Origin of the sequence: Rhodosalinus sp. FB01, assembly GCF_041365715.1 — a bacterium.
In the GTDB taxonomy this organism is placed as follows: Bacteria; Pseudomonadota; Alphaproteobacteria; order Rhodobacterales; family Rhodobacteraceae; genus Rhodosalinus.
In genome coordinates this window covers 128,614-149,378 of the sequence record NZ_JBGFSH010000005.1, presented here as the reverse complement: position 1 = coordinate 149,378, position 20,765 = coordinate 128,614, and the positions used below count along the sequence as shown (strand labels likewise).

The window sequence follows — 20,765 nt, the reverse complement described above, 5'->3', positions numbered from 1 at the left end:
CGGACAGAGGACAACAGGGAGACGACGCCAATGAGCAAGGTCATCAAGGGCGGCACAATCGTCACGGCCGATCTGGTCTACAAGGCCGACGTGCTGGTCGAGCGGGGGCGCATCGCGAAGATCGGCGCGGAGCTGACAGGCGACGAGGTGCTCGACGCCACGGGCTGCTACGTCATGCCGGGCGGGATCGACCCGCACACCCATCTGGAGATGCCCTTCATGGGCACCTATTCCGCCGATGACTTCGAAAGCGGCACGCGCGCCGCTCTGGCGGGCGGCACCACCATGGTCGTCGATTTCGCGCTGCCCCAGCCCGGGCAGGGGCTGATGGACGCCATACAGATGTGGGACAACAAGTCGACGCGGGCGAACTGCGACTACTCGTTCCACATGGCGATCACCTGGTGGGGCGAGCAGGTGTTCGACGAGATGAAGCAGGCGACGGAGCGCGGCATCAACACGTTCAAGCATTTCATGGCCTACAAGGGCGCGCTGATGGTCAACGACGACGAGCTTTTCGCCTCGTTCCGGCGCTGCGCCGAACTGGGCGGCATCCCCCTCGTCCACGCCGAGAACGGCGACGTGGTGGCCGATCTCCAGCAGAGGCTTCTCGCCGAGGGCAACGACGGGCCGGAAGGCCACGCCTACTCCCGCCCGCCAGAGGTGGAGGGCGAGGCGACCAACCGCGCCATCATGATCGCCGACATGGCGGGCGTCCCGCTCTACGTCGTGCACGTGTCGTCGGAGGACGCGCACGAGGCGGTGCGGCGGGCGCGCATGCAGGGCAAGCGCGTCTGGGGCGAGCCGCTGATCCAGCACCTCACCCTCGACGAGAGCGAGTATTTCGACAAGGACTGGGACCACGCGGCGCGGCGCGTGATGTCGCCCCCCTTCCGCGACAAGAAGCATCAGGACAGCCTCTGGAACGGGCTGGCGAGCGGGAGCCTCTCGGTCGTCGCCACCGACCATTGCGCCTTCACCACCGAGCAGAAACGCTACGGGGTGGGCGACTTTACCAAGATCCCGAACGGCACCGGCGGGCTCGAGGACCGCATGCCGATGCTGTGGACCCACGGGGTCAACACCGGCCGGCTCACCATGCAGGAATTCGTGGCGGTGACCTCGACCAACATCGCCAAGATCCTGAACGTCTATCCCCGGAAGGGCGCGATCCTCGAAGGCGCGGACGCCGATATCGTGGTCTGGGATCCGGCGAAGGAAAAGACGATCTCGGCCGACACGCAGCAATCCGCCATCGACTACAGCGTCTTCGAGGGAAAGCATGTGAAAGGGCTGCCGCGCTTCACGCTCACCCGGGGCAAGGTGGCCATGCATGACGGCGAGATCCGCACCGAGGAAGGCCACGGCCAGTTCGTGGAACGCCCGCCGATGGGGCCGGTGAACACCGCGCTGTCCACCTGGAAGGAGCTCACCGCGCCCCGCAAGGTGGAGCGGACCGGCATTCCGGCGAGCGGCGTGTGAACGCACCGGCCAAGGGATTGGCGGCGAGGGGAGAGACCGGCGGCATGAAGGACACGCGCGCGAGCGAGGCGGTGATCGAGGCGCAGGGCCTCGACCTCGTCTTCGAGACGGGCGACGGCCCGGTGCAGGCGCTGAAGGACGTGAACCTCGCCATCGGCAAGGGCGATTTCGTGAGCTTCATCGGCCCGTCGGGCTGCGGGAAGACCACGCTTCTCAGGGTGATCGCGGCGCTGGAGCACCCGACCTCAGGCTCCATGACCGTCAACGGCATGACGCCCGACGAGGCGCGGCAGGCCCGCGCCTACGGCTACGTCTTCCAGGCCGCCGGGCTCTATCCCTGGCGCAGCATCGGGCGCAACGTGCGCCTGCCGCTCGAGATCATGCGGTATTCCAAGGCCGAGCAGGCCGAGCGCACCCGCCGCGTGCTGGAGCTCGTCGATCTTTCGGGGTTCGAGAACAAGTTCCCCTGGCAGCTTTCGGGGGGCATGCAGCAGCGCGCCTCGATCGCCCGCGCGCTCGCCTTCGACGCCGGCATCCTGCTGATGGACGAACCCTTCGGGGCGCTCGACGAGATCGTGCGCGACCATCTGAACGAGCAGCTTCTCGCGCTCTGGGCGCGGACGGGCAAGACCATCGCCTTCGTCACCCATTCGATCCCCGAGGCCGTCTATCTGTCCACGCGGATCGTGGTGATGTCCCCGCGACCGGGCCGGATCACCGACGTGATCGAAAGCCCCTTGCCCGCCGAGCGGCCACTCGACATCCGCGACACGCCGGAATTCATCGAGGTCGCCCACCGCGTGCGCGAGGGGCTTCGGGCGGGGCACGGCCATGACTGAGAGCGGCCGATGAGCAGCGCCGCCGAGATCGCCGCCCCGGGCGCGGGCACCGGCCGCAGCGCCGCCTGGCTCGGCCGCCTGGGCGACCGGGTGCTGCCCGTCCTGACGGTCGTCGCGGCGATCGTCGCGATCTGGTATGTCGCGGCGGTCTTCCTCAACGCGCAATGGGCCGAGGACCAGGCCCGGCGCGCGGGCGTCGAGCTTTCGACGATCGAACTCGTCGCCGACACCTGGAGCCAGGACAAGCCCAAGCTCCCGGCCCCGCACCAGGTGGCGATCGAACTCTGGGAGACGACGGCCGAGAAGGCCGTCACCTCGAAGCGCTCGCTGGTGTATCACAGCTGGGTCACGCTCAGCTCCACGCTTCTGGGCTTCCTCATGGGCACCGCGCTCGGCATCGCGCTGGCCGTGGGGATCGTCCACAACCGCGTGATGGACATGAGCGTGATGCCCTGGGTCATCGCGAGCCAGACGATCCCGATCCTCGCCCTCGCGCCGATGATCATCGTGGTGCTGAACGCCGTCGGCATCTCCGGGCTCCTGCCCAAGGCGGTGATCTCGATGTATCTTTCCTTCTTCCCCGTGGTGGTGGGCATGGTGAAGGGGCTGCGCAGCCCGGACGTGATGCAGCTCGACCAGATGCACACCTGGAACGCCTCGGACCGGCAACGCTTCTGGAAGCTTCGGTTGCCGGCCTCGATGCCGTATTTCTTCGCCTCCCTGAAGGTCGCCGTGGCGGCGAGCCTCGTGGGCGCGATCGTGGGCGAACTGCCCACGGGCGCGGTGGCGGGGCTGGGGGCGCGCCTTCTCGCCGGCAGCTATTATGGCCAGACGATCCAGATCTGGTCGGCGCTGATCATGGCGGCGATCCTGGCGGCCCTCTTGGTGGGGCTGATCGGCGTCCTGCAGAAGATGGTGCTCCGGCGCATGGGCATGGAGGCGCAGGGATGACCGGCTGGCTCGCGCTCGGCCTCCTCGCATGGGGGCTGGGGTGGTGGACGAACGTCCGCCTCGCGCGGTTGCCGAGGAGCCGTGTCACCTCCCTCGCCGTGCCCGCCGTCTTCGGGCTGACGCTCGTGGTGATCTGGGAGAGCGTCGTTCGCGGCCTCGAGATCCCCGCCGTTCTCCTGCCCCCGCCCTCGGCCATCGCGGCGCGCTTCGCCGCTTCCACCGACATTCTCTGGGAGGATTTCGTGCAGACGGTGATCCGCGGCGCGCTCACCGGCTATGTCCTCGGCTGCGGCGCCGCGGTGCTGACGGCCATCGCCGTGGACCGCGTGCCCTTCCTGCAGCGCGGGCTCCTGCCCGTGGGCAACTTCGTCGCGGCGCTGCCGATCATCGGCATGGCGCCGATCCTCGTGATGTGGTTCGGATTCGACTGGCAGTCGAAGGCCGCCGTGGTCGTGGTGATGGTGTTCTTCCCGATGCTGGTGAACACCGTGCAGGGGCTGCGCGAAAGCGCACCGATGCAACGCGACCTCATGCGCACCTACGGCGCGGGCTACTGGCAGACCCTTCTCAAGCTGCGCCTGCCCGCAGCGATGCCGTTCATCTTCAACGGGCTCAAGATCTGCACCACGCTCGCCCTGATCGGCGCCATCGTCGCCGAATTCTTCGGCTCTCCGGTGAAAGGCATGGGCTTTCGCATCTCCACCAGCGTCGGCCAGCTTGCGCTTGACCTGGTCTGGGCGGAAATCGTGGTGGCAGCGCTCGCCGGATCGGCCTTCTACGGCGCGGTCGCATTGATCGAGCGGGCGGTGACCTTCTGGCATCCCTCGCAGCGAAGCCGGGCGTGAGGCGGAAAAGACGGCAGGCAAGACCGTGGAGCATCGAAAGATCAAAAGGTCCAACAAGGAGAGAGCCATGAAACATCTGAAGACTTCCGTGATCGCGGGCGCGCTGATGGCGGCGGGCACGATCGCCCAGGCCGCCGACGAGGTGACGCTGCAACTGAAGTGGGTCACCCAGGCCCAGTTCGCGGGCTACTACGTCGCCCAGGAAAAGGGCTTCTACGAGGAAGAGAACCTCGACGTCACGATCAAGCCCGGCGGGCCGGACATCGCGCCCACCCAGGTGATCGCGGGCGGCGGCGCCGACGTCACGGTGGAATGGATGCCCGCCGCGCTCGCCGCGCGCGAGAAGGGCCTGCCGCTCGTCAACATCGCGCAGCCCTTCAAGAGTTCGGGCATGATGCTCACCTGCCTCGAGGAAACCGGCGTCACCGGCCCCGAGGACTTCCCGGGCCGCACGCTCGGCGTCTGGTTCTTCGGCAACGAGTTCCCGTTTCTCAGCTGGATGAGCCAGCTCGGCGTCCCGACCGAGGGCGGCGAGGACGGCGTGACGGTGCTCAAGCAGGGCTTCAACGTCGATCCGCTGCTCCAGGGCCAGGCCGACTGCATCTCGACCATGACCTACAACGAGTACTGGCAGGTGATCGACGCGGGCATCACGCCCGAGCAGCTGGTGACCTTCAAGTACGAGGACCAGGGCGTCGCCACTCTGGAGGACGGCCTTTACGTGCGTGAGGACCGGCTCGAGGATCCGGAGTTCGCGGACAAGATGGTCCGCTTCGTGCGCGCCTCGATGAAGGGCTGGAAATACGCCGAGGAGAACCCGGACGAGGCGGCGATGATCGTGCTCGAGAACGACGCCACCGGCGCGCAGACCGAAAAGCACCAGAAGCGGATGATGGGCGAGGTGGCCAAGCTGACCGCGGGCTCGAACGGCGCGCTCGACCCCGCGGACTTCGAGCGCACGGTGGAAAGCCTGCTCTCCGGCGGCTCGGACCCGGTGATCAGCGCGCATCCGGGCAACGGCGCCTGGACCCACGCGATCACCGATGCCGCGCTGAACTGAGCGCACGGAAACCGGGCAAGGGGCCGGCGTTCGCGCCGGCCCCTTTTCGTTGCCCGGCGGGCGGGCAGGGCCGTCACAAAACTTTTGCGGAACTGACATGAAGCGGTTGCGGCGCGCCCGTACTGCGGCGGCAACCGCTCTGGAGGTCGCCGCTTGCTACGTATCGACAAACTGACCAGGCGTTTCGGCGTGAACACGGCCGTGGACGCCGCCGACATCACCATCGACAAGCCCACGATGGTGGGCATCATCGGCCGATCGGGCGCGGGCAAGTCGACGCTTCTGCGCATGCTGAACCGGCTGACCGACGCCTCCGAAGGGCGCGTGTTCTACGAGGATCTCGAGATCACCGCCCTGACCGGAGCCGCCAAGCGCCGCTGGCAATCCGACTGCGCGATGATCTTCCAGCAGTTCAACCTCGTGCCGCGGATGGACGTCGTCTCGAACGTGTTGCACGGCACGCTGAACCAGCGCTCCGTCCTCGCGACGATGTTCAACCTCTTCCCCGCGGACGACATCCACCGCGCGATCGACATCCTCGACCGGCTCGGCATCGCCGAGCACGCGCCGAAGCGCGCCGAGGCGCTGTCGGGCGGCCAGCAGCAGCGCGTGGCCATCGCCCGGGCGCTGATGCAGGACCCGCGGATCATCCTCGCCGACGAGCCCATCGCCAGCCTGGACCCGATGAACGCGCAGATCGTGATGGACGCGCTTCGCCGCATCCACGACGAGGACGGGCGCCTGGTGATCTGCAACCTGCACACGCTCGATACCGCGCGGCGCTACTGCGAGCGCGTCATCGGCATGCGCGACGGGCGCGTGGTGTTCGACGGCACGCCGGACCAGCTGACCACCGGCGTGGCGCGCGACATCTATGGCGCCGACGCGAGCTTCTCGGAGGCGGCCACCTCGACGTCGCTCCAGGCTCTCGAGGCGCGGCAGGAACGCGCCCTGCGCGAGGCCGAGGCCACCGTCTGACCGACACCCCGTTTCAACCCCGGCCCCGCACAGCCGGGGCCCATCCACAGGAGAGTGCAAGACCATGAAACACTTCGTTGCCGCCGCACTGGCGACCACCATGCTCGCGGGCCCGCTGGCCGCGCAGGAGATCACGGAATTCCGCATCGGCATCCTTGGCGGCGAGAACGCCCAGGACCGCATGACCTCCAACGAGTGCTTCCGCGCCAAGACCGAGGAGCTCTTGGGCGTCGAGACGAAGCTCTTCACGCCCGCCGACTACGACGGCGTGATCCAGGGCCTTCTGGGCGGCACCATCGACATGGCGTGGCTTGGCGCCTCGGCCTACGCCAAGACCCATCTGACCGACCCCGACGCGGTCGAGCCCGTTCTGGTCAAGGTCAACGTGGACGGCTCCTACGGCTACCACTCGGTCGGCTTCGCCCGCAAGGACAGCGGCATCGCCTCGCTCGAGGACATGCAGGGCAAGGTCTTCGGCTTCGGCGACCCGAACTCGACCTCGGGCTACCTCATTCCCTCGATCGAGATCCCCGAGATGACCGGCGCATCGATGGAGTCGGGCGACTACTTCGGCGAGGTCAAGTTCACCGGCGGACACGAGCAGACCATCGTCGCGGTCTTCAACGGCGACATCGATGCCGGCGTGACCTGGGCCGACGGCCTGGGAGAGTGGGAAGACGGCTACAATTCCGGCGCGCTGCGCAAGGCGTCGGACGCGGGTCTGGTCGACATGAACGAGCTCGTCGAGATCTGGAAGTCGAAGCCGATCCCGGAAGGTCCGATCGTGCTGCGCACCGACCTGCCCGAGCGCGTGAAGCTCGACATGATCGCGCTGATGGCGTCGCTGCCCTACATGGACCCGGACTGCGCCTACAACTTCATGGCCGGCGAGGCTCTGGGCATGCAGCCCATCAACCACGACGCCTACATCTCGATCATCGAGGCGCGCAAGTCGAAGATGTAAGCGCATCCGCAGTCTCCGGCCGGGTCCCTTGCGGCCCGGCCGTTTCATTACCGGGGGCATGGCATGGCAGAGGTAGCGTTCGGCGCGGGCGGCACGGCGGATGTCCGCACCGCCTACATGGAGATGACGCGCCGCAAGCGGATGTATGGCGGCATCCTGATGGCGATCTTCGTGGCGCTGATGGCCTCGGGCTTCATGCTGGCGAACGACCGCAACGCGGGCGGGTTCTGGCGCGGCATCACCAGCATCTTCGACTTCCCCGGCGAAGTGCTGTCCGAGGCCGCCGAGAAAGCGGCCAACCTGCCCGGGCTGATGTGGAAATTCCTGCCCTCGCTGATCGAGACCGTGAACATCGCCGCCGCGGCGACGCTTCTGGGCGCATTCGCCGGGATCGTGCTGTCGCTGCTCTCGACCCGGGGGCTGGCGCGCTGGCCGCGGCTGATCGGCGTCTTCCGCCGGATCATGGACATCGCGCGCGCGATCCCGGAAATCGTCATCGCGCTCGTGCTGATCTTCATCCTCGGCGGCGGACCGGTGCCCGCCATGATCGCCATCGCGATCCACACCTCCGGCGCGCTGGGCAAGCTTTTCTCCGAGGTGAACGAGAACGCCTCGCTCAAGCCGGTCGAGGGGCTGCACTCCGTGGGCGCGAGCTGGGGGCAGCGCATGTGGCTGGGCGTGCTGCCGCAGGTGGCGCCGAACTACCTCAGCTACGGGCTCCTGCGCTTCGAGATCAACATCCGCGCCTCGGCGATCCTGGGCTTCGTGGGCTCGGGCGGCATCGGCTACGACCTGAAGAACGCCTTCAGCTGGGGGCAGGGCCGTTACGACGAGGTGGCCGCGATCTTCATCCTGCTGTTCCTGACGATCGTGACCTTCGACCAGGTGTCGAGCCATTACCGCAACAAGCTGACCAGGGGGCACTGAGCATGTCCGTGACCGACATCCCCCAGACCGACCGCATGCGCGGCGAGGTCGCCCGGCTTTTCGCGCGCAAGCGGCGGATCGCCTTCGGCCTGCCCGCCGCGATCCTGATCTACTTCGTCTACATCTTCTTCGCCTTCGACCTTCCCGGCCTCGCGGAACGCGCGCGGATGGACAACGCCCGCGTGCTGATCGCCGACAGCTACAGCTACAAGACCCACGTCACCCACGACAACCGGAACGGCGGACTGAGCTTCGCCGTGGAAGGAGAGAACAAGGGCACCTATCCCCCCGGCATGGTGCCCGATTTCGTGACGCTGACCGGCGAGGACCGGGCCGAGATCGCCCTGCCGCACGATCATTCGGCGGTGATCGACGGGTCCACGCTGGTCTTCTCGGTCCCCGGATACGGCGACGTGACGGTCACGGTCGACGGGCGCGACATCGTGCTCGACCTGCCCTCGGACGAGGTGCCGGACTGGATCAGCGCAAGCGGCGCGCGCGTGGATATCAGAACCGATGGCGGGCGGGCCATCGTCACCCGGGCCAGGACCGAGGTCTATCGCTACGCCTTCGGGTGGGAGCTGTTCTGGTTCACGCTGGACAGCCCGTTCCACGGCAAGTCCTTCGGCGAACTTGCCGCGCTGGCCGTCTCGGGCGAGCGTCTCGTCGAGGGGCAGAGCAACCTCGCCGCGATGGCGGGGGATTTCTGGAACAATGCCATGTGGCGGCACAAGGACGTCATGTGGGCGATTTTCGAGACGATCCTCATGGCGTTCCTAGGCACGATGGGCGCGGCGCTGGTGGCGCTGCCGCTGGCCTTCCTCGCGGCGAAGAACTTCACCCCGCTGCAATCGCTGCGCTTTGCCGCGCGGCGCGTCTTCGACTTCGTGCGCGGCGTGGACGCGCTGATCTGGACGATCATCCTGGCGCGCGCCTTCGGACCGGGCCCGCTCACGGGCGCGCTCGCGATCCTGGTCACCGATACCGGCAGCTTCGGCAAGATGTTCTCGGAGGCGCTCGAGAACGTGGACGACAAGCAGATCGAGGGCGTGTCCTCCACCGGCGCGAAGCCGTTGCAGCGCTATCGCTTCGGCGTGATCCCGCAGGTGACGCCGATCTTCCTGAGCCAGATCCTGTACTACCTCGAATCCAACACGCGCAGCGCCACCGTGATCGGCGCCATCACGGGCGGCGGGATCGGCCTGCTGCTGACGCAGGCGATCATCACCCAGAAGGACTGGGAAGAGGTCAGCTACTACATCGTGCTGATCGTGCTCATGGTGATCTTCATGGACTGGGTGTCGGGGCTTCTTCGCAGCCGCCTCATCAAGGGCGGCGAGGGCGGACAGTAAGGGTGGCTTTCGGAACCGCATGGCCCGCCTGAGCGAAACGCCCGTCGTCCATCCCGACTGCGACCTGACGGACGCAAGGCTGGGCGCTTACACCGAGATCGGGCGCGGCACCCGTCTGACGCATGTCGGGTTCGGCGATTACTCCTACTGCGATCGCGGCTGCGACATCGCCAATGCCGAGATCGGCCGCTTCTCCAACATCGCGAGCCAGGTGCGCATCGGCGCCACGGATCACCCGCTCGACAAGGCCAGCCTGCATCACTTCCTCTATCGCTCGGCGAGCTATTGGAACGACGCGGAGGACGACGCGGCGTGGTTCGCGCGCCGCCGCGCCCGGCGCACCCGGATCGGGCACGACACCTGGCTCGGACACAACGCGCAGGTGAAGCCCGATGTGCGCGTGGGCCACGGCGCGGTCGTGGCCGCGGGGGCCGTCGTGGTGCGCGACGTGCACCCCTACACCATCGTCGCCGGGGTGCCCGCGCGCCCGGTCCGGCCGCGCCAGCCCCCGGAGATCGCCGAGCGCCTCATGGCGCTGGCCTGGTGGGACTGGAGCCATGACGCGCTGCGCGCCGCGCTGGAGGATTTCCGCACGCTCCCGGCCGAGGCGTTTCTCGAAAGATACGGGGGCTGATGCGGTGCAGCCCCCGCAGATGCGAAAACGGGCGGCCCGCAAGCCGCCCGCCCCGCAATCGCACCCGGAAGAGATCGCACCAGAACCGAAAATCGACTGGCATCACATTCGGGCGATCCGCCCGATGCAGGGGATACACACGATCCACGACACGACAGTGAAGCGCGGATGACGGCGGCGCGTCTATTCCGCGGCGAGTGCGAGCGGGGCCCCCGCCGCGAAGAAGCGATGCGCCGCCTCGCCCGCGAGATAGCCGACGCGCCCGCCCGCGATGGTGGCTTCCACCACGCGGGTTCTTTCGTTGACGACGGCAAGATCGGCGCGCTTGCCGTAGTCGATCACCCCGCGGTCGGCGAGCCGCAGGATCTCCGCCGGCCGTGCCGAGATGAGCGACCAGGCCTGCGGCAGGCTCATCGTCCCGTCGTCGACCAGCCGGAAGGCCGCCGCCGCGAGGGCGGGGTAATAGTAATCCGACACCAGCGCGTCGCACTGCCCCTTGCGCAGCAGGTCCGCGGCCGAGACGTTGCCCGCCTGAGAGCCGCCGCGCACCACGTTGGGCGCACCCATGACGACGGGGTCGCCCACCGCGCGGGCAAGCGCCGCGGCCGAGCGGCGGGTGGGAAACTCGCAGATCTTCGCCCCGATCATCGAGAACATCTCGCGGGTCTCTCCGTCGGCGTCGTCGTGGCTGCCGTAACTCACGCCCAGCGTGTCGAACGCTTCCGCCAGGCGGCACAGGTAGCGCGGCACGGTCCTCGCCTGCGCCCGCGCCGCCTTCAGCGCCTCGAGATGATCCTCGAGGCTGCGCCCGGCCTGCCGCGCCCAGAGGGCGAAGTCCGGGCCGGACCGCTCGGCCTCGATCAGCGCCTCGTCGAGGTGGTTGTTGAACACGACGTAATCGACACCGTGCCGGCGCACCGCGGCGAGCAGGCGGTCCGCGGTCTCGACGGTATGCGTCTCGCAACGCAGCTGCACCCGCAGGTCCACCAGCGCCTGCGGCCGGTAGGCGTCGAGCGCGGCGAGGAAGGCCTCGGCATGGTCCGGGCCGCGCCGCCCGCCTTCCCAGGACCAGCCATGCGCCAGCCAGGCGGTCGTCACGCCGTTCGCGGCGGCGTCGCGGTCGGTGGCGCGCAGGGCGATGTCGAGCCGGAACGGGGCCGAGGGCCGCGGCGCGAGATGCCGTTCGAACGCGTCCCCGTGCAGATCGACGATGCCCGGCAGGATCAGGTAGCCCGTCAGGTCCACGGCGGGCAGCGGTCCCTTGGTGATCCGTCCCTCGGCCACGGCCACGGAGCGGCGCTGCAACGCGCCGTCCCGCAGGACGGTGGCGCCGGTGAGGCGGAAGGAAGGAAGCGATGCGCTCATGGCACGGTGTCCCGCGGGGTCAATGCTTGGCCTGTGGATAGTTCCCGAATTGATATCAGGGGTTTGTGTCGCACCCGTGACAAATCCCGCCGCGCCGGCAGGCCGGTACGGGGTCAAGGCCCCGCAACGGTGAGCGTGACCCTGTCGGCCGCGAACCAGGCGGTGCCGAACTCCACCGGCCGGCCCTCGGGACAGGCGTTCAGACCGACGGTGCGCAGGATCGGCGCACCCTCCGGCATCCGCAGCTTGTGTGCCTGCGCGGCCGTCGCCGGACGCGCCGAAATCCGGGTCGAGACGCGGACATAATCGGGCAAACCGCATGCCGCGAGCGCCTGCGTCACCGATCCCGTCCGCCGCAAGGCCCCGGGCAGGGCGGGCAGCCATTCGGCCGGAAAGACGCTCCGGAAGAGTGCGATCGGATGATCGGCGGCCAGCGAGATCCCCTCGCAGACATGCACTGGCGCGCCCTCGGACAGGTCGAGCGCGCGGGCCTCGCGCGCGTCCGCCATGCGCGTTTCCAGAAGCTGGATGTCCCGGCCCGGGATCCTGCCCGCGGCCTGCAGCGAGCGGTGGAACCTGACCCGCTGCCCGATGGGCTAGTCGGTGGGGGAATGGGTGCCGAACACGCCCGAGCCGCGGCGCGAATGCACGAGCCCGTCATCGGCCAGCGCGGCGAGCGCGCGTCGGACGGTGTGCCGGTTCACCCCGAAGCGCACCGAGAGTTCGGCCTCCGTCGGAAGCTTGTCACCGGGACCGTAGCGCCCCGCGCCGATGTCCGCGGTCAGCGCCTCCGCGATCGAGGTCCAGATGGCGGTGCGGGGCATGGCGTCAAGAAACCTTCACAGTCGCGCGGGCCGAGAGCGGCTGCGTTCGCGCCGGCCGCGATGTATTGATTTGTATAGTTGTATAGTAACATGGACAAACCCGCAAGATGTCAGCAATGCCGCACGACACCGCAACCCCGGCGCCGCCGACGGACCGGCAAGGCTGGATGGGGCTTCTGGCGCGCGCCCCGGAGCAGGCGCTCGCCGAGCTTTGGGCGGCGACGGGGCAAGAGCCCGGGCACGCCTGGCTCCGCGCGCCGGAAACCGGATCGGTCATGGTGCGCGGCCGCGCGGGCGGCACCGGGGCGCCGTTCAACCTCGGCGAGATGACGGTGACGCGCTGCGCCCTCCAGCTGGACAGCGGCGAGACGGGCCACGCCTACGTGCAGGGCCGCGACCGCGAGAAGGCGCGGATCGCCGCGCTCGTTGATGCGCTGATGCAGACCGCCGCGGCCCCGACGATCCGCGCGCAACTGCTGGACCCGCTCGCCGAGGCGGAAACCCGCCGCCACCGGGACACCGCCGCGCGGGCCGCCGCCACGAAGGTGGAGTTCTTCACCGTGGCGCGGGGAGAGGACTGATGGGCGCCGTGGCCCTGTCCGGCGGCTTCGCCGACCCGGCGGTGGACGCCGCGCGCGCGTTTCGCGCCGCGCTCAACGCCATGGCGCGACCGGGCCGGATCGAGCGCGTGGCCGGGCCCACGCCGCCCGGCCCGCTTTCCCCGGCGGCGGCGGCACTCGTCCTGACGCTTTGCGACGGCGAGACGCCGCTGCACCTTGCCGGTCGCCACGACACCGCAGATGCGCGCGACTGGATCCGCTTTCACACCGGCGCGCCGCTGGTCCCCGCGGAGGCGGCAGTCTTCGCGCTGGGATCCTGGGACGCGCTCGTCCCGGTGGAGCGTTTCGCGGTCGGAACGCCGGAATATCCCGATCGCTCGGCGACCCTGATCGTGGAGCTGGACGGGCTCGAGCCCCGCGGCACGCCCCTCACCGGGCCGGGCATCCGCGAGCGCGCGGCCCTGCCGCTGCCCGATCCGGCGGCGTTCCGCGCCAACGCCGCGCTCTACCCGCTGGGCCGGGACGTCTTCCTGACGGCGGGTCACCACCTCGCGGCGGTGCCACGCTCCACCCGCATCCACGGGGAGGAGGGCTGATGTATGTCGCGGTGAAAGGCGGCGAGCGCGCGATCGACGCGGCCCATGACTGGCTCGGCGCCGCGCGGCGCGGGGATCCGGCGGTGCCGGAACTGTCGCTCGCGCAAATCCGCGAGCAGCTGGCGCTTTCCGTCAACCGGGTGATGGCGGAAGGGTCGCTTTACGATCCCGACCTCGCCGCACTCGCGATCAAGCAGGCGCGCGGCGACCTGATCGAGGCGATCTTCCTCATCCGCGCCTACCGCACCACCCTGCCCCGCTTCGGGGCGAGCCGACCCGTGGAGACGGCGGCGATGCGGATCGCGCGCCGGATCTCGGCCACCTTCAAGGACCTGCCCGGGGGGCAGATCCTCGGCCCCACCTTCGACTACACGCATCGCCTGCTGGATTTCACGCTCGCCGCCGAAGGCACGGCACCGCCGGTCCGTCCCGAGCATGGCGGCGCGGTCGCCGACGCGGCGCCGGCGGAGCTTCCCCACGTCTCGGGCTTTCTCGGGCGCGAAGGGCTCTTGCAGCAGGAACACCCGGGCCCGGACGACCCGCCGGACCTGACCCGCGAGCCGCTCGAACTGCCCGCCGGGCGCGCGCTTCGGCTGCAGGCCCTCGCGCGCGGCGATGAAGGTTTCCTGCTCGGGCTGGCCTATTCCAGCCAGCGTGGCTACGGGCGCACGCACCCCTTCGTCGGCGAGCTGCGCGTCGGCATGGTCCCGGTCAGCCTCGACATTCCCGAACTGGGCTTCGCCGTCGAGATCGGCGAGGTGGAGCTGACCGAGTGCGAAACCGTGAACCAGTTCACCGGCTCCCGGACCGAGCCCGCCCAGTTCACCCGCGGCTACGGCCTGGCCTTCGGTCATGCCGAACGCAAGGCGATCTCCATGGCGCTCGTGGACCGGAGCCTGCGCTGGGAGGAGCTGGGCGAGGAGAACAGCGGCGCGCCGGCGCAGGACGCGGAGTTCGTCCTCTACCACGCCGACAACATCCAGGCGACGGGCTTCCTAGAGCATATCAAGCTGCCGCACTACGTGGATTTCCAGTCCGAACTGGAACTCGTGCGGCGGCTGCGGGCAGAGGCGCAGAGCGCGGCCCGCGACGGGGAGGCCGCGGAATGACCTCAATCGCCGCCGTCGCAATCGCCGTCGCCGCCCCATCCGTCGCCGCCGCCGGTGTCCGCCGGGCCGCCGAAGAGAATGGCGCGGGCCACCAGCGCGACACCCACGAGCATCAGGACCGTTCCCGCGGGCGTGCCGAGCAGAAAGGCGAAGAGATCCATGGCGGGCTCCCTGGTGGCGTCGCCCCGATCCTCGCCGCCGGGCGGGGCGAATCCTTGACCGTGAGAGGGCCCTGTTCGGCCGATTCCGGGGAAGCTGCGCCATGAAGGACTACAATTTCGCCTATCTCGACGAGCAGACGAAGCGCATGATCCGACGCGCGCTTCTCAAGGCGCTCGCGGTGCCGGGCTACCAGGTGCCCTTCGCCAGTCGGGAAATGCCGATGCCCTACGGCTGGGGCACCGGCGGCGTGCAGGTCACGGCGGCGACGCTCACGCCCGAGGACCGGCTCAAGGTGATCGACCAGGGCGCCGACGACACCACGAACGCGGTCTCGATCCGGCGCTTCTTCCAGCGCGTGTCGGGCGTGGAAACGACCGAGGAGACGGCGCGCGCCACGGTGATCCAGACCCGCCACCGCGTGCCCGAAACGCCGCTCGGCGAGGACCAGATCCTCGTCTACCAGGTGCCGATTCCAGAGCCTTTGCGCTTTCTTGAGCCATCCGAGGCGGAGACGCGGAAGATGCACGCGCTGGAGGAATACGGGCTCATGCACGTGAAACTTTACGAGGACATCGCCCGCCACGGTGCGATCGCCACCTCCTACGCCTATCCGGTGAAGGTGGAGGGGCGCTACGTGATGGATCCCTCGCCGATCCCGAAATTCGACAACCCGAAGCTCGAAAGCGCGGCGATCCAGCTTTTCGGTGCCGGGCGCGAGCAGCGGATCTACGCACTCCCCCCCTGGACGCGGGTCGAAAGCCTCGACTTCGAAGACCACCCCTTCGATCCCTCGAAGGCGGATCACCCCTGCGCGCTCTGCGGGGCGGCCGACAGCTACCTCGACGAGGTCATCACCGACGATACGGGGGGACGGATGTTCGTCTGTTCGGACACGGACTACTGCCGCGCGCGCCGCGCGTCGGGTCATCGCGGGGAGGCGGCGGCATGAGCGGCGCAAGCGTCTTGCAAGACGCTTGCCAAGGGTCTTCCAAGACCCTTGGCCCCGCCCCGGACACGCCGCGTCTGCGGGTCGACGGGCTCACGAAGCGCTACGGCGCGCGGATCGGCTGCGCCGAGGTGTCCTTCGAACTCTGGCCGGGCGAGGTCATGGGCGTCGTCGGCGAGAGCGGGTCGGGCAAGTCCACGCTGCTCGGCTGCCTCGCGGGCCAGCTCGCCCCCGACGCGGGGCGCGTGCTCTTCGAGATGGAGGGACGGCTTGCCGACACGCTCGCCCTGCCCGAGCCCGCGCGCCGCCGCCTCGCCCGGACCGACTGGGCGTTCGTGCACCAGCACGCGCGCGACGGGCTGCGCATGAACGTGAGCGCGGGCGGCAATGTGGGCGAGCGGCTGATGGGCGTGGGCGCGCGGCATTACGGGCGCATCCGTGACGCCGCGCTCGACTGGCTGGGCCGCGTCGAAATCGGCGCCGACCGGATCGACGACCGGCCGGCGCAGTTCTCCGGCGGCATGCAGCAGCGGCTCCAGATCGCGCGGAACCTCGTGACCGGCCCGCGCCTTGTCTTCATGGACGAACCCACCGGCGGGCTCGACGTGAGCGTGCAGGCGCGGCTTCTCGACCTTCTCCGCGGCCTCGTGCGCGAAATGGGTCTCTCGGCGGTGATCGTGACCCACGACCTCGCCGTGGTGCGGTTGCTCGCGGACCGGCTCATGGTGATGAAGGACGGGCGCGTGGTGGAGCAGGGGCTCACAGACCAGGTACTCGACGACCCGCAGCACGGCTACACGCAGCTTCTGGTCAGCTCGGTGCTGCAGGCATGACGGACGGGGGCAGGGACGGCGCGGGATGACGGCGATTATCGATATCGAGGACGTCCACAAGGCGTTCACGCTTCACAACCAGGGCGGCGCGGTGATCCCGGTGATGGCCGGCGCACGGCTTTTGGTCGCGGCGGGCGAATGCGTGGCGCTCACCGGCGCCTCGGGGGCGGGCAAGTCGACGCTGATGCGGATGATCCACGGCAACTGCCTCGCCGGGTCCGGCCGGATTTCGGTCTGCGGGGTGGCTGTGGCGCGCGCCGCGCCGCGCGAGATCCTCGCGCTCCGCCGCGACCGTCTCGGCTATGTCAGCCAGTTCCTCCGCGTCGTGCCGCGCGTGCCGACCCTGGACGTGGTGGCCGAGCCGCTGCTTGCCACGGGACTGCGGCGGGAGGCCGCGCGCGACCGGGCCGCGGCGCTTCTCGCGCGGCTCAACCTGCCCCAGCGGCTCTGGGGCCTCTCGCCCACCACCTTCTCGGGGGGCGAGCAGCAGCGCGTGAACATCGCCCGCGGCTTCGCCCATCCCTACCCGGCGCTACTGCTCGACGAGCCCACGGCGAGCCTCGACGCAAGGAACCGCGCGGTGGTGCTGGCCATGATCGACGAGGCGAAGGCGCGGGGCGCCGCGATCCTCGGCATTTTCCACGACGCCGGGGCACGCGCGCAGGTGGCCGACCGGGAGGTGGACGTTTCGGCCTTCACGCCGGAGGCCGCATGAGCGGGCGGCTCGTCGCGGTGGTCGGCCCCTCGGGCGTGGGCAAGGACACGGTGATCGCGGCGCTCGCCGCGCGGCGCGCGGGGCTTCATGCCGTGCGACGGGTGATCACGCGGCCCTCCCTTCCCGGCGCGGAGCGCCACGAACCGGTGAGCGAGGCCGAGTTCGACCGCCGCGAGGCGGCCGGCGATTTCGCCCTCGCCTGGCGCGCCCACGGGCTCGCCTACGCCATCCCCACGGCCGAGATCGCCTGTCTCGCCGATGGCCGCGACGCGCTCGCCAACCTTTCGCGCGGGACGCTGGCCACGGCGCGGGCGCGGTTTGCGGGGTTCGTCGTGCTGCACCTCACCGCGCCGCCCGAGGTTCTGGCCGCGCGCCTTGCCGGTCGCGGGCGCGAGTCGGAAACCGAGATCGCCGCGCGGCTCGCGCGGGCCGACCGGACCTTGCCCGACGGGATCGAGGCCGTCGAAATCGACAATTCCGGGCCCGTCGGGCAGGCGGCCGACGCCGCCCTCGCGCGGCTCTACCCGGTGAGGGCGTAGCGATGGAGGTGATGGAAGCGGCCGGCGTCGTCCTCGGCCAGAAGCGTCACCGCGTCCGCGACGAAGGGCGCCGGCAGCACCGGCGCGAAATGCCGGGCGAGGACCGTCTCGGTTTGCGCAAGCTCGTCCGGCCCGAGCGGCCCGGTGAGAGTCATGTGAAAGCGGAACTCCTCCATCACGTAAGGATACCCCCAGCGCACCAGCAGCGCCTCCTGCCGCGGCGTGAGGCGGGAGGCGCGGCGGCGCGCGATCTCCTCGTCGGCGGGGGGCGCGCGGAAGGGATCGAGACCTTCCACCACGGCGGCGGCGAGCGCGCTCAGCGCGGCCGCGTCCCCGGCAGGCCGAAGCGCCAGGAAGCGCCCCAGCCGCGCAACCTCGAGCCCGTCGAGGACGACGGCCGGACGGCCCGCGGCGAAGGCTTCGAGCGCGGCGCCGAGATCGGCCTCGCTGCACCCCGCGGCCAGCCGGAAGGGCGGCTTCAGCGTGGCGTGGAAGCCGTATGCGCGCGGCCGCGCGGTGATCTCGTCCACCGGCCGCGGCAGGCCGGAGACGCCCGGATGCGCCCGCGCCGCGCCCGCCGCGGCATCCCAGCCGAGCCACGCCGCGCCCCGTTCGGCGAGCGCGCCTTCCGGCGTGAAGTAGATCGCGTAGCGTCGCCAGCCCATCACCGCCCCTTTCCCCCGAGACCGCGAGGCGCGTCATGACACAGGATACCGTGCTCGCCAACGCCACGCTCGTGCTGACGGACGAGACGGTGCGCGGAAGCCTGCGCCTCTCGGGCGGCGAGATCGCCGCGATCGACAGCGGGGCCACCGTGCCGCCCGGCGCGGTGGACTGCGAGGGCGATTTCGTCGCGCCGGGGCTCGTCGAGCTTCACACCGACAACCTGGAGCGCCACATCCAGCCGCGCCCGGGCGTGGACTGGCCCCACGACGCCGCGATCCTCGCCCACGACGCCGAACTCGCCGGATGCGGAATCACCACCGTCTTCGACGCCATGCGCGTGGGCTCCATCCCCGGGGGCAAGGCGCGCTACGACGCCTATGCCCGCGGCCTCGCCTCGGAACTCTGGGCGCTGCGCGAGACGGGCGGGCTGCGCATCAGCCACTTCCTGCACCTTCGCGCCGAGGTCTGCTCGGAAACGCTGCCCGAGGAGATGGCGGCCTTCGGCCAGGAGGACCGGGTCGGGATCGTGAGCCTGATGGACCACACGCCGGGGCAGCGCCAGTTCCGCGACCTGGAGAAACTGAAGGGCTACGTGATGGGCAAGCAGGGCCTCTCCGAACGCGAGTTCGAAGAGCATGTGGACCGGCTGGCCGCGCTCCAGGCACGCCACGGGGCGGCGCACGAGGCGCGGGCCGTCGCCGAGGCGCGCCGCTACGGCGCCGTTCTGGCAAGCCACGACGACACGACCACGGCACATGTCGCGATCTCGGCCGGCCACGGGGCGCGCCTCGCCGAGTTCCCCACGACCGAGGAGGCCGCGGCGGCGTGCCGACGCCACGACATCGCGGTGATGATGGGCGCGCCGAACCTCATCCGCGGCGGCTCCCATTCCGGCAACGTCGCGGCGGCATCGCTGGCCGAGGCCGGGCTTCTCGATATCCTGTCCTCGGACTACGTGCCCGCGGCGCTTCTGCTCGCCGCGGTCCGGCTCGGCGCGCTCTGGGGCGACATGGCCCGCGGCATGGCGACGGTGACGGCGGCGCCGGCGCGGGCCGTGGGCCTCGGCGACCGGGGGCGCCTTGCCCCCGGGCAGCGGGCGGACGTGATCCGGTTCGCGCTGGACGGCGACACGCCGCGCCTCGGCGGGGTCTGGTGCAGGGGCGTGCGCGTGGCCTGAGCGCGCGGGTCACTCGGCAGCGGCGCCCGTCCCGGGACGGATGCGGCGTACGAGCCCGCCGCAGGTCTCCACGATGCTTTTCATGCGCTCCTCGAGCCGGGTCATCTCCGCCATCGCGCCCTTCAGACGCTCACTTTCATCGCCAAGCTCGGCGAGACCTTCGAAAACCTTCTCGCTGGTGGCGATCTGCGCCTCGGCGTTGGCGACGACCGCCCGCAGATCCTCCATCAGCGCGCCGGCACCGGGGCGCCCGTCGGCCTCCTGAAGCGCGGCCTCGAGGTCGCTCACCGTGCCGCGCATGGCGTCGAACCAGGCGTTCGAGAGACGTGGCTCGCGCTTGGCCGCGAGCATCGCCTCGCGCTCGAGCCGCCTGACACGTCCCACGACCCCGTCGATCCGGTCGCGCAGATCCCCCTGGACCTTAAGGATATCGTCGTTCACTGCCGAGACGCGCTGCAGCACCGCATCGAGCTCGGCCACGAGGCGGGTCACGCGGTCGAGGAAGAGATTGAGGTCGCGGGCCAGCGCGCCGAACTCGTCCGCCGTGCGGATTTCGGCACGGTGGTCGAGCCCGCCATAGGCGCGCGCGAGATTGCTCACGACCGAGCGCAGCCCCATGAGCGGTTCGAGCCGCGCGCGCAGGATCAGGAAAAGAAGGACCGAGTGCAGGACGATCTTGCCCACCGCGAAGCCGGCCGTCAGCTGCACGTCCTCGAACCAGAGCGCGAAATCCCGGGCGAGGTAGTTGCGTACCGTGACCGTTCCCAGCACTTCGCCAACCCGCGCCTCCGTGTGGCAGGCGAGGCAGAAGCTTTCCGCCTCGATGTCGAGGCTCGCGGCGCGGGCGGCGCCCTCGGGCCAGTCGCCCGCCGGGATGCCCTTCGGCGTGAAGCCGAAGCCCGCCTCGATGGAGCGCACGGTGACCGGCGACGGCTCTATGGCGATGAGGTAGCCCAGATCGTCCCAGTTGCGCTCGAGGATCGGATAGACGGTGCGGGCGGCGACCGGCCCGCCTTCGTTGCGCATGATCTCGCGCACGTTCTCGGCAAGATCGTCGGCCACGGCGCGCGCCTCGTCCTCGCCGTTCGTCATGTAGTTCGTCCAGACGAGGCCCGCCTTGATCACGAACTCCGCCACCGTGACGAGCAGGAGGATCACGAAGAAGTCGCGGATCATGTGGATGAGAAAGGACTTGTCGAACCGGCCGATCGCCGCGCTGTTCTGGTCGAGCATCGGACTGC

22 protein-coding genes and 1 pseudogene are annotated in these 20,765 nt (G+C 69.8%); 18 read left to right on the top strand and 5 right to left on the bottom strand.

What is annotated here, in order from left to right; all coding sequences use genetic code 11:
* Positions 1-30: 30 nt before the first annotated feature.
* The 10 genes from hydA to AB6A65_RS09425 all read left to right on the top strand — a co-directional run bounded on the left by hydA (position 31) and on the right by AB6A65_RS09425 (position 10,032).
* Positions 31-1,482 (top strand): dihydropyrimidinase, encoded by a 1,452-nt coding sequence (hydA, locus tag AB6A65_RS09470; RefSeq protein WP_371038128.1) that lies wholly within the window; start codon positions 31-33, stop codon positions 1,480-1,482.
* A gap of 44 nt (positions 1,483-1,526) precedes the next feature.
* Positions 1,527-2,321: an ABC transporter ATP-binding protein gene (locus AB6A65_RS09465; RefSeq protein ID WP_371038127.1), complete on the top strand. Its 795-nt coding sequence runs from the start codon at positions 1,527-1,529 to the stop codon at positions 2,319-2,321.
* A 9-nt stretch (positions 2,322-2,330) separates the two neighbouring features.
* Positions 2,331-3,272 carry an ABC transporter permease gene (locus tag AB6A65_RS09460; RefSeq protein WP_371038126.1) on the top strand — a complete coding sequence of 314 codons (942 nt, stop codon included), beginning with the start codon at positions 2,331-2,333 and terminating at the stop codon, positions 3,270-3,272.
* Positions 3,269-4,117: an ABC transporter permease gene (locus tag AB6A65_RS09455; protein ID WP_371038125.1), complete on the top strand. Its 849-nt coding sequence runs from the start codon at positions 3,269-3,271 to the stop codon at positions 4,115-4,117. The genes AB6A65_RS09460 and AB6A65_RS09455 overlap by 4 nt, the downstream gene beginning before the upstream one ends.
* Before the next feature lie 67 nt (positions 4,118-4,184).
* Entirely contained in the window at positions 4,185-5,177 is a 993-nt protein-coding gene (locus AB6A65_RS09450; RefSeq protein ID WP_371038124.1) for an ABC transporter substrate-binding protein, read from the top strand.
* A 153-nt stretch (positions 5,178-5,330) separates the two neighbouring features.
* Entirely contained in the window at positions 5,331-6,155 is an 825-nt protein-coding gene (phnC, locus tag AB6A65_RS09445; protein ID WP_371038123.1) for a phosphonate ABC transporter ATP-binding protein, read from the top strand.
* A gap of 64 nt (positions 6,156-6,219) precedes the next feature.
* Positions 6,220-7,119, top strand: a complete 900-nt coding sequence (gene phnD, locus AB6A65_RS09440; RefSeq protein WP_371038122.1) for a phosphonate ABC transporter substrate-binding protein — start codon at positions 6,220-6,222, stop codon at positions 7,117-7,119.
* Positions 7,120-7,182: 63 nt separating this feature from the next.
* Positions 7,183-8,046: a phosphonate ABC transporter, permease protein PhnE gene (phnE, locus tag AB6A65_RS09435; protein ID WP_371038121.1), complete on the top strand. Its 864-nt coding sequence runs from the start codon at positions 7,183-7,185 to the stop codon at positions 8,044-8,046.
* Positions 8,047-8,048: 2 nt separating this feature from the next.
* The gene (gene phnE / locus AB6A65_RS09430) at positions 8,049-9,398 is read left to right on the top strand and encodes a phosphonate ABC transporter, permease protein PhnE (RefSeq protein ID WP_371038120.1); all 1,350 of its coding nucleotides are present in this window, start codon (positions 8,049-8,051) and stop codon (positions 9,396-9,398) included.
* 19 nt (positions 9,399-9,417) lie between these two features.
* Entirely contained in the window at positions 9,418-10,032 is a 615-nt protein-coding gene (locus tag AB6A65_RS09425; protein ID WP_371038119.1) for a chloramphenicol acetyltransferase, read from the top strand.
* Positions 10,033-10,215: 183 nt separating this feature from the next.
* Here the strand turns inward: AB6A65_RS09425 and AB6A65_RS09420 are convergent, their stop codons facing one another.
* Entirely contained in the window at positions 10,216-11,397 is a 1,182-nt protein-coding gene (locus AB6A65_RS09420; protein WP_371038118.1) for an alpha-D-ribose 1-methylphosphonate 5-triphosphate diphosphatase, read from the bottom strand.
* A 113-nt stretch (positions 11,398-11,510) separates the two neighbouring features.
* Positions 11,511-12,221, bottom strand: a pseudogene (gene phnF, locus AB6A65_RS09415) (phosphonate metabolism transcriptional regulator PhnF).
* A 107-nt stretch (positions 12,222-12,328) separates the two neighbouring features.
* On the opposite strand from phnF, the gene phnG reads away from it, so the two are divergent.
* From phnG to AB6A65_RS09400, 3 genes are read left to right on the top strand one after another with little or no spacing between them, the layout of a single operon-like run.
* Positions 12,329-12,802, top strand: a complete 474-nt coding sequence (phnG, locus tag AB6A65_RS09410; protein WP_371038117.1) for a phosphonate C-P lyase system protein PhnG — start codon at positions 12,329-12,331, stop codon at positions 12,800-12,802.
* The gene (phnH, locus tag AB6A65_RS09405; RefSeq protein WP_371038116.1) at positions 12,802-13,377 is read left to right on the top strand and encodes a phosphonate C-P lyase system protein PhnH; all 576 of its coding nucleotides are present in this window, start codon (positions 12,802-12,804) and stop codon (positions 13,375-13,377) included. Before phnG ends, phnH begins: the two co-directional genes overlap by 1 nt.
* Positions 13,377-14,486: a carbon-phosphorus lyase complex subunit PhnI gene (locus tag AB6A65_RS09400; RefSeq protein ID WP_371038115.1), complete on the top strand. Its 1,110-nt coding sequence runs from the start codon at positions 13,377-13,379 to the stop codon at positions 14,484-14,486. Before phnH ends, AB6A65_RS09400 begins: the two co-directional genes overlap by 1 nt.
* A 2-nt stretch (positions 14,487-14,488) precedes the next feature.
* Here the strand turns inward: AB6A65_RS09400 and AB6A65_RS09395 are convergent, their stop codons facing one another.
* Entirely contained in the window at positions 14,489-14,647 is a 159-nt protein-coding gene (locus AB6A65_RS09395) for a hypothetical protein (protein WP_371038114.1), read from the bottom strand.
* Positions 14,648-14,748: 101 nt separating this feature from the next.
* Here AB6A65_RS09395 and AB6A65_RS09390 point away from each other — a divergent pair, with 101 nt between their 5' ends.
* The 4 genes from AB6A65_RS09390 to phnN are packed head-to-tail and all read left to right on the top strand — an operon-like array spanning position 14,749 to position 17,681.
* Positions 14,749-15,597 (top strand): alpha-D-ribose 1-methylphosphonate 5-phosphate C-P-lyase PhnJ, encoded by an 849-nt coding sequence (locus AB6A65_RS09390; protein WP_371038113.1) that lies wholly within the window; start codon positions 14,749-14,751, stop codon positions 15,595-15,597.
* Entirely contained in the window at positions 15,594-16,427 is an 834-nt protein-coding gene (phnK, locus tag AB6A65_RS09385; RefSeq protein WP_371038112.1) for a phosphonate C-P lyase system protein PhnK, read from the top strand. Before AB6A65_RS09390 ends, phnK begins: the two co-directional genes overlap by 4 nt.
* 25 nt (positions 16,428-16,452) lie before the next feature.
* Entirely contained in the window at positions 16,453-17,142 is a 690-nt protein-coding gene (gene phnL, locus AB6A65_RS09380) for a phosphonate C-P lyase system protein PhnL (RefSeq protein WP_371038111.1), read from the top strand.
* Complete coding sequence (gene phnN, locus AB6A65_RS09375) at positions 17,139-17,681, top strand: phosphonate metabolism protein/1,5-bisphosphokinase (PRPP-forming) PhnN (RefSeq protein WP_371038110.1); 543 nt, start codon at positions 17,139-17,141, stop codon at positions 17,679-17,681. Before phnL ends, phnN begins: the two co-directional genes overlap by 4 nt.
* Here phnN and AB6A65_RS09370 read toward each other — a convergent pair.
* Positions 17,663-18,346: a DUF1045 domain-containing protein gene (locus AB6A65_RS09370; RefSeq protein WP_371038109.1), complete on the bottom strand. Its 684-nt coding sequence runs from the start codon at positions 18,344-18,346 to the stop codon at positions 17,663-17,665. The genes phnN and AB6A65_RS09370 overlap by 19 nt on opposite strands.
* Positions 18,347-18,381: 35 nt before the next feature.
* On the opposite strand from AB6A65_RS09370, the gene AB6A65_RS09365 reads away from it, so the two are divergent.
* On the top strand, positions 18,382-19,524 hold the full coding sequence (locus AB6A65_RS09365) for an alpha-D-ribose 1-methylphosphonate 5-triphosphate diphosphatase (RefSeq protein WP_371038108.1): 1,143 nt from the start codon (positions 18,382-18,384) through the stop codon (positions 19,522-19,524).
* A 9-nt stretch (positions 19,525-19,533) separates the two neighbouring features.
* On the opposite strand, the gene AB6A65_RS09360 is transcribed toward AB6A65_RS09365, so the two are convergent.
* Positions 19,534-20,757, bottom strand: a complete 1,224-nt coding sequence (locus tag AB6A65_RS09360; protein WP_371038107.1) for a histidine kinase — start codon at positions 20,755-20,757, stop codon at positions 19,534-19,536.
* Positions 20,758-20,765: the final 8 nt, after the last annotated feature.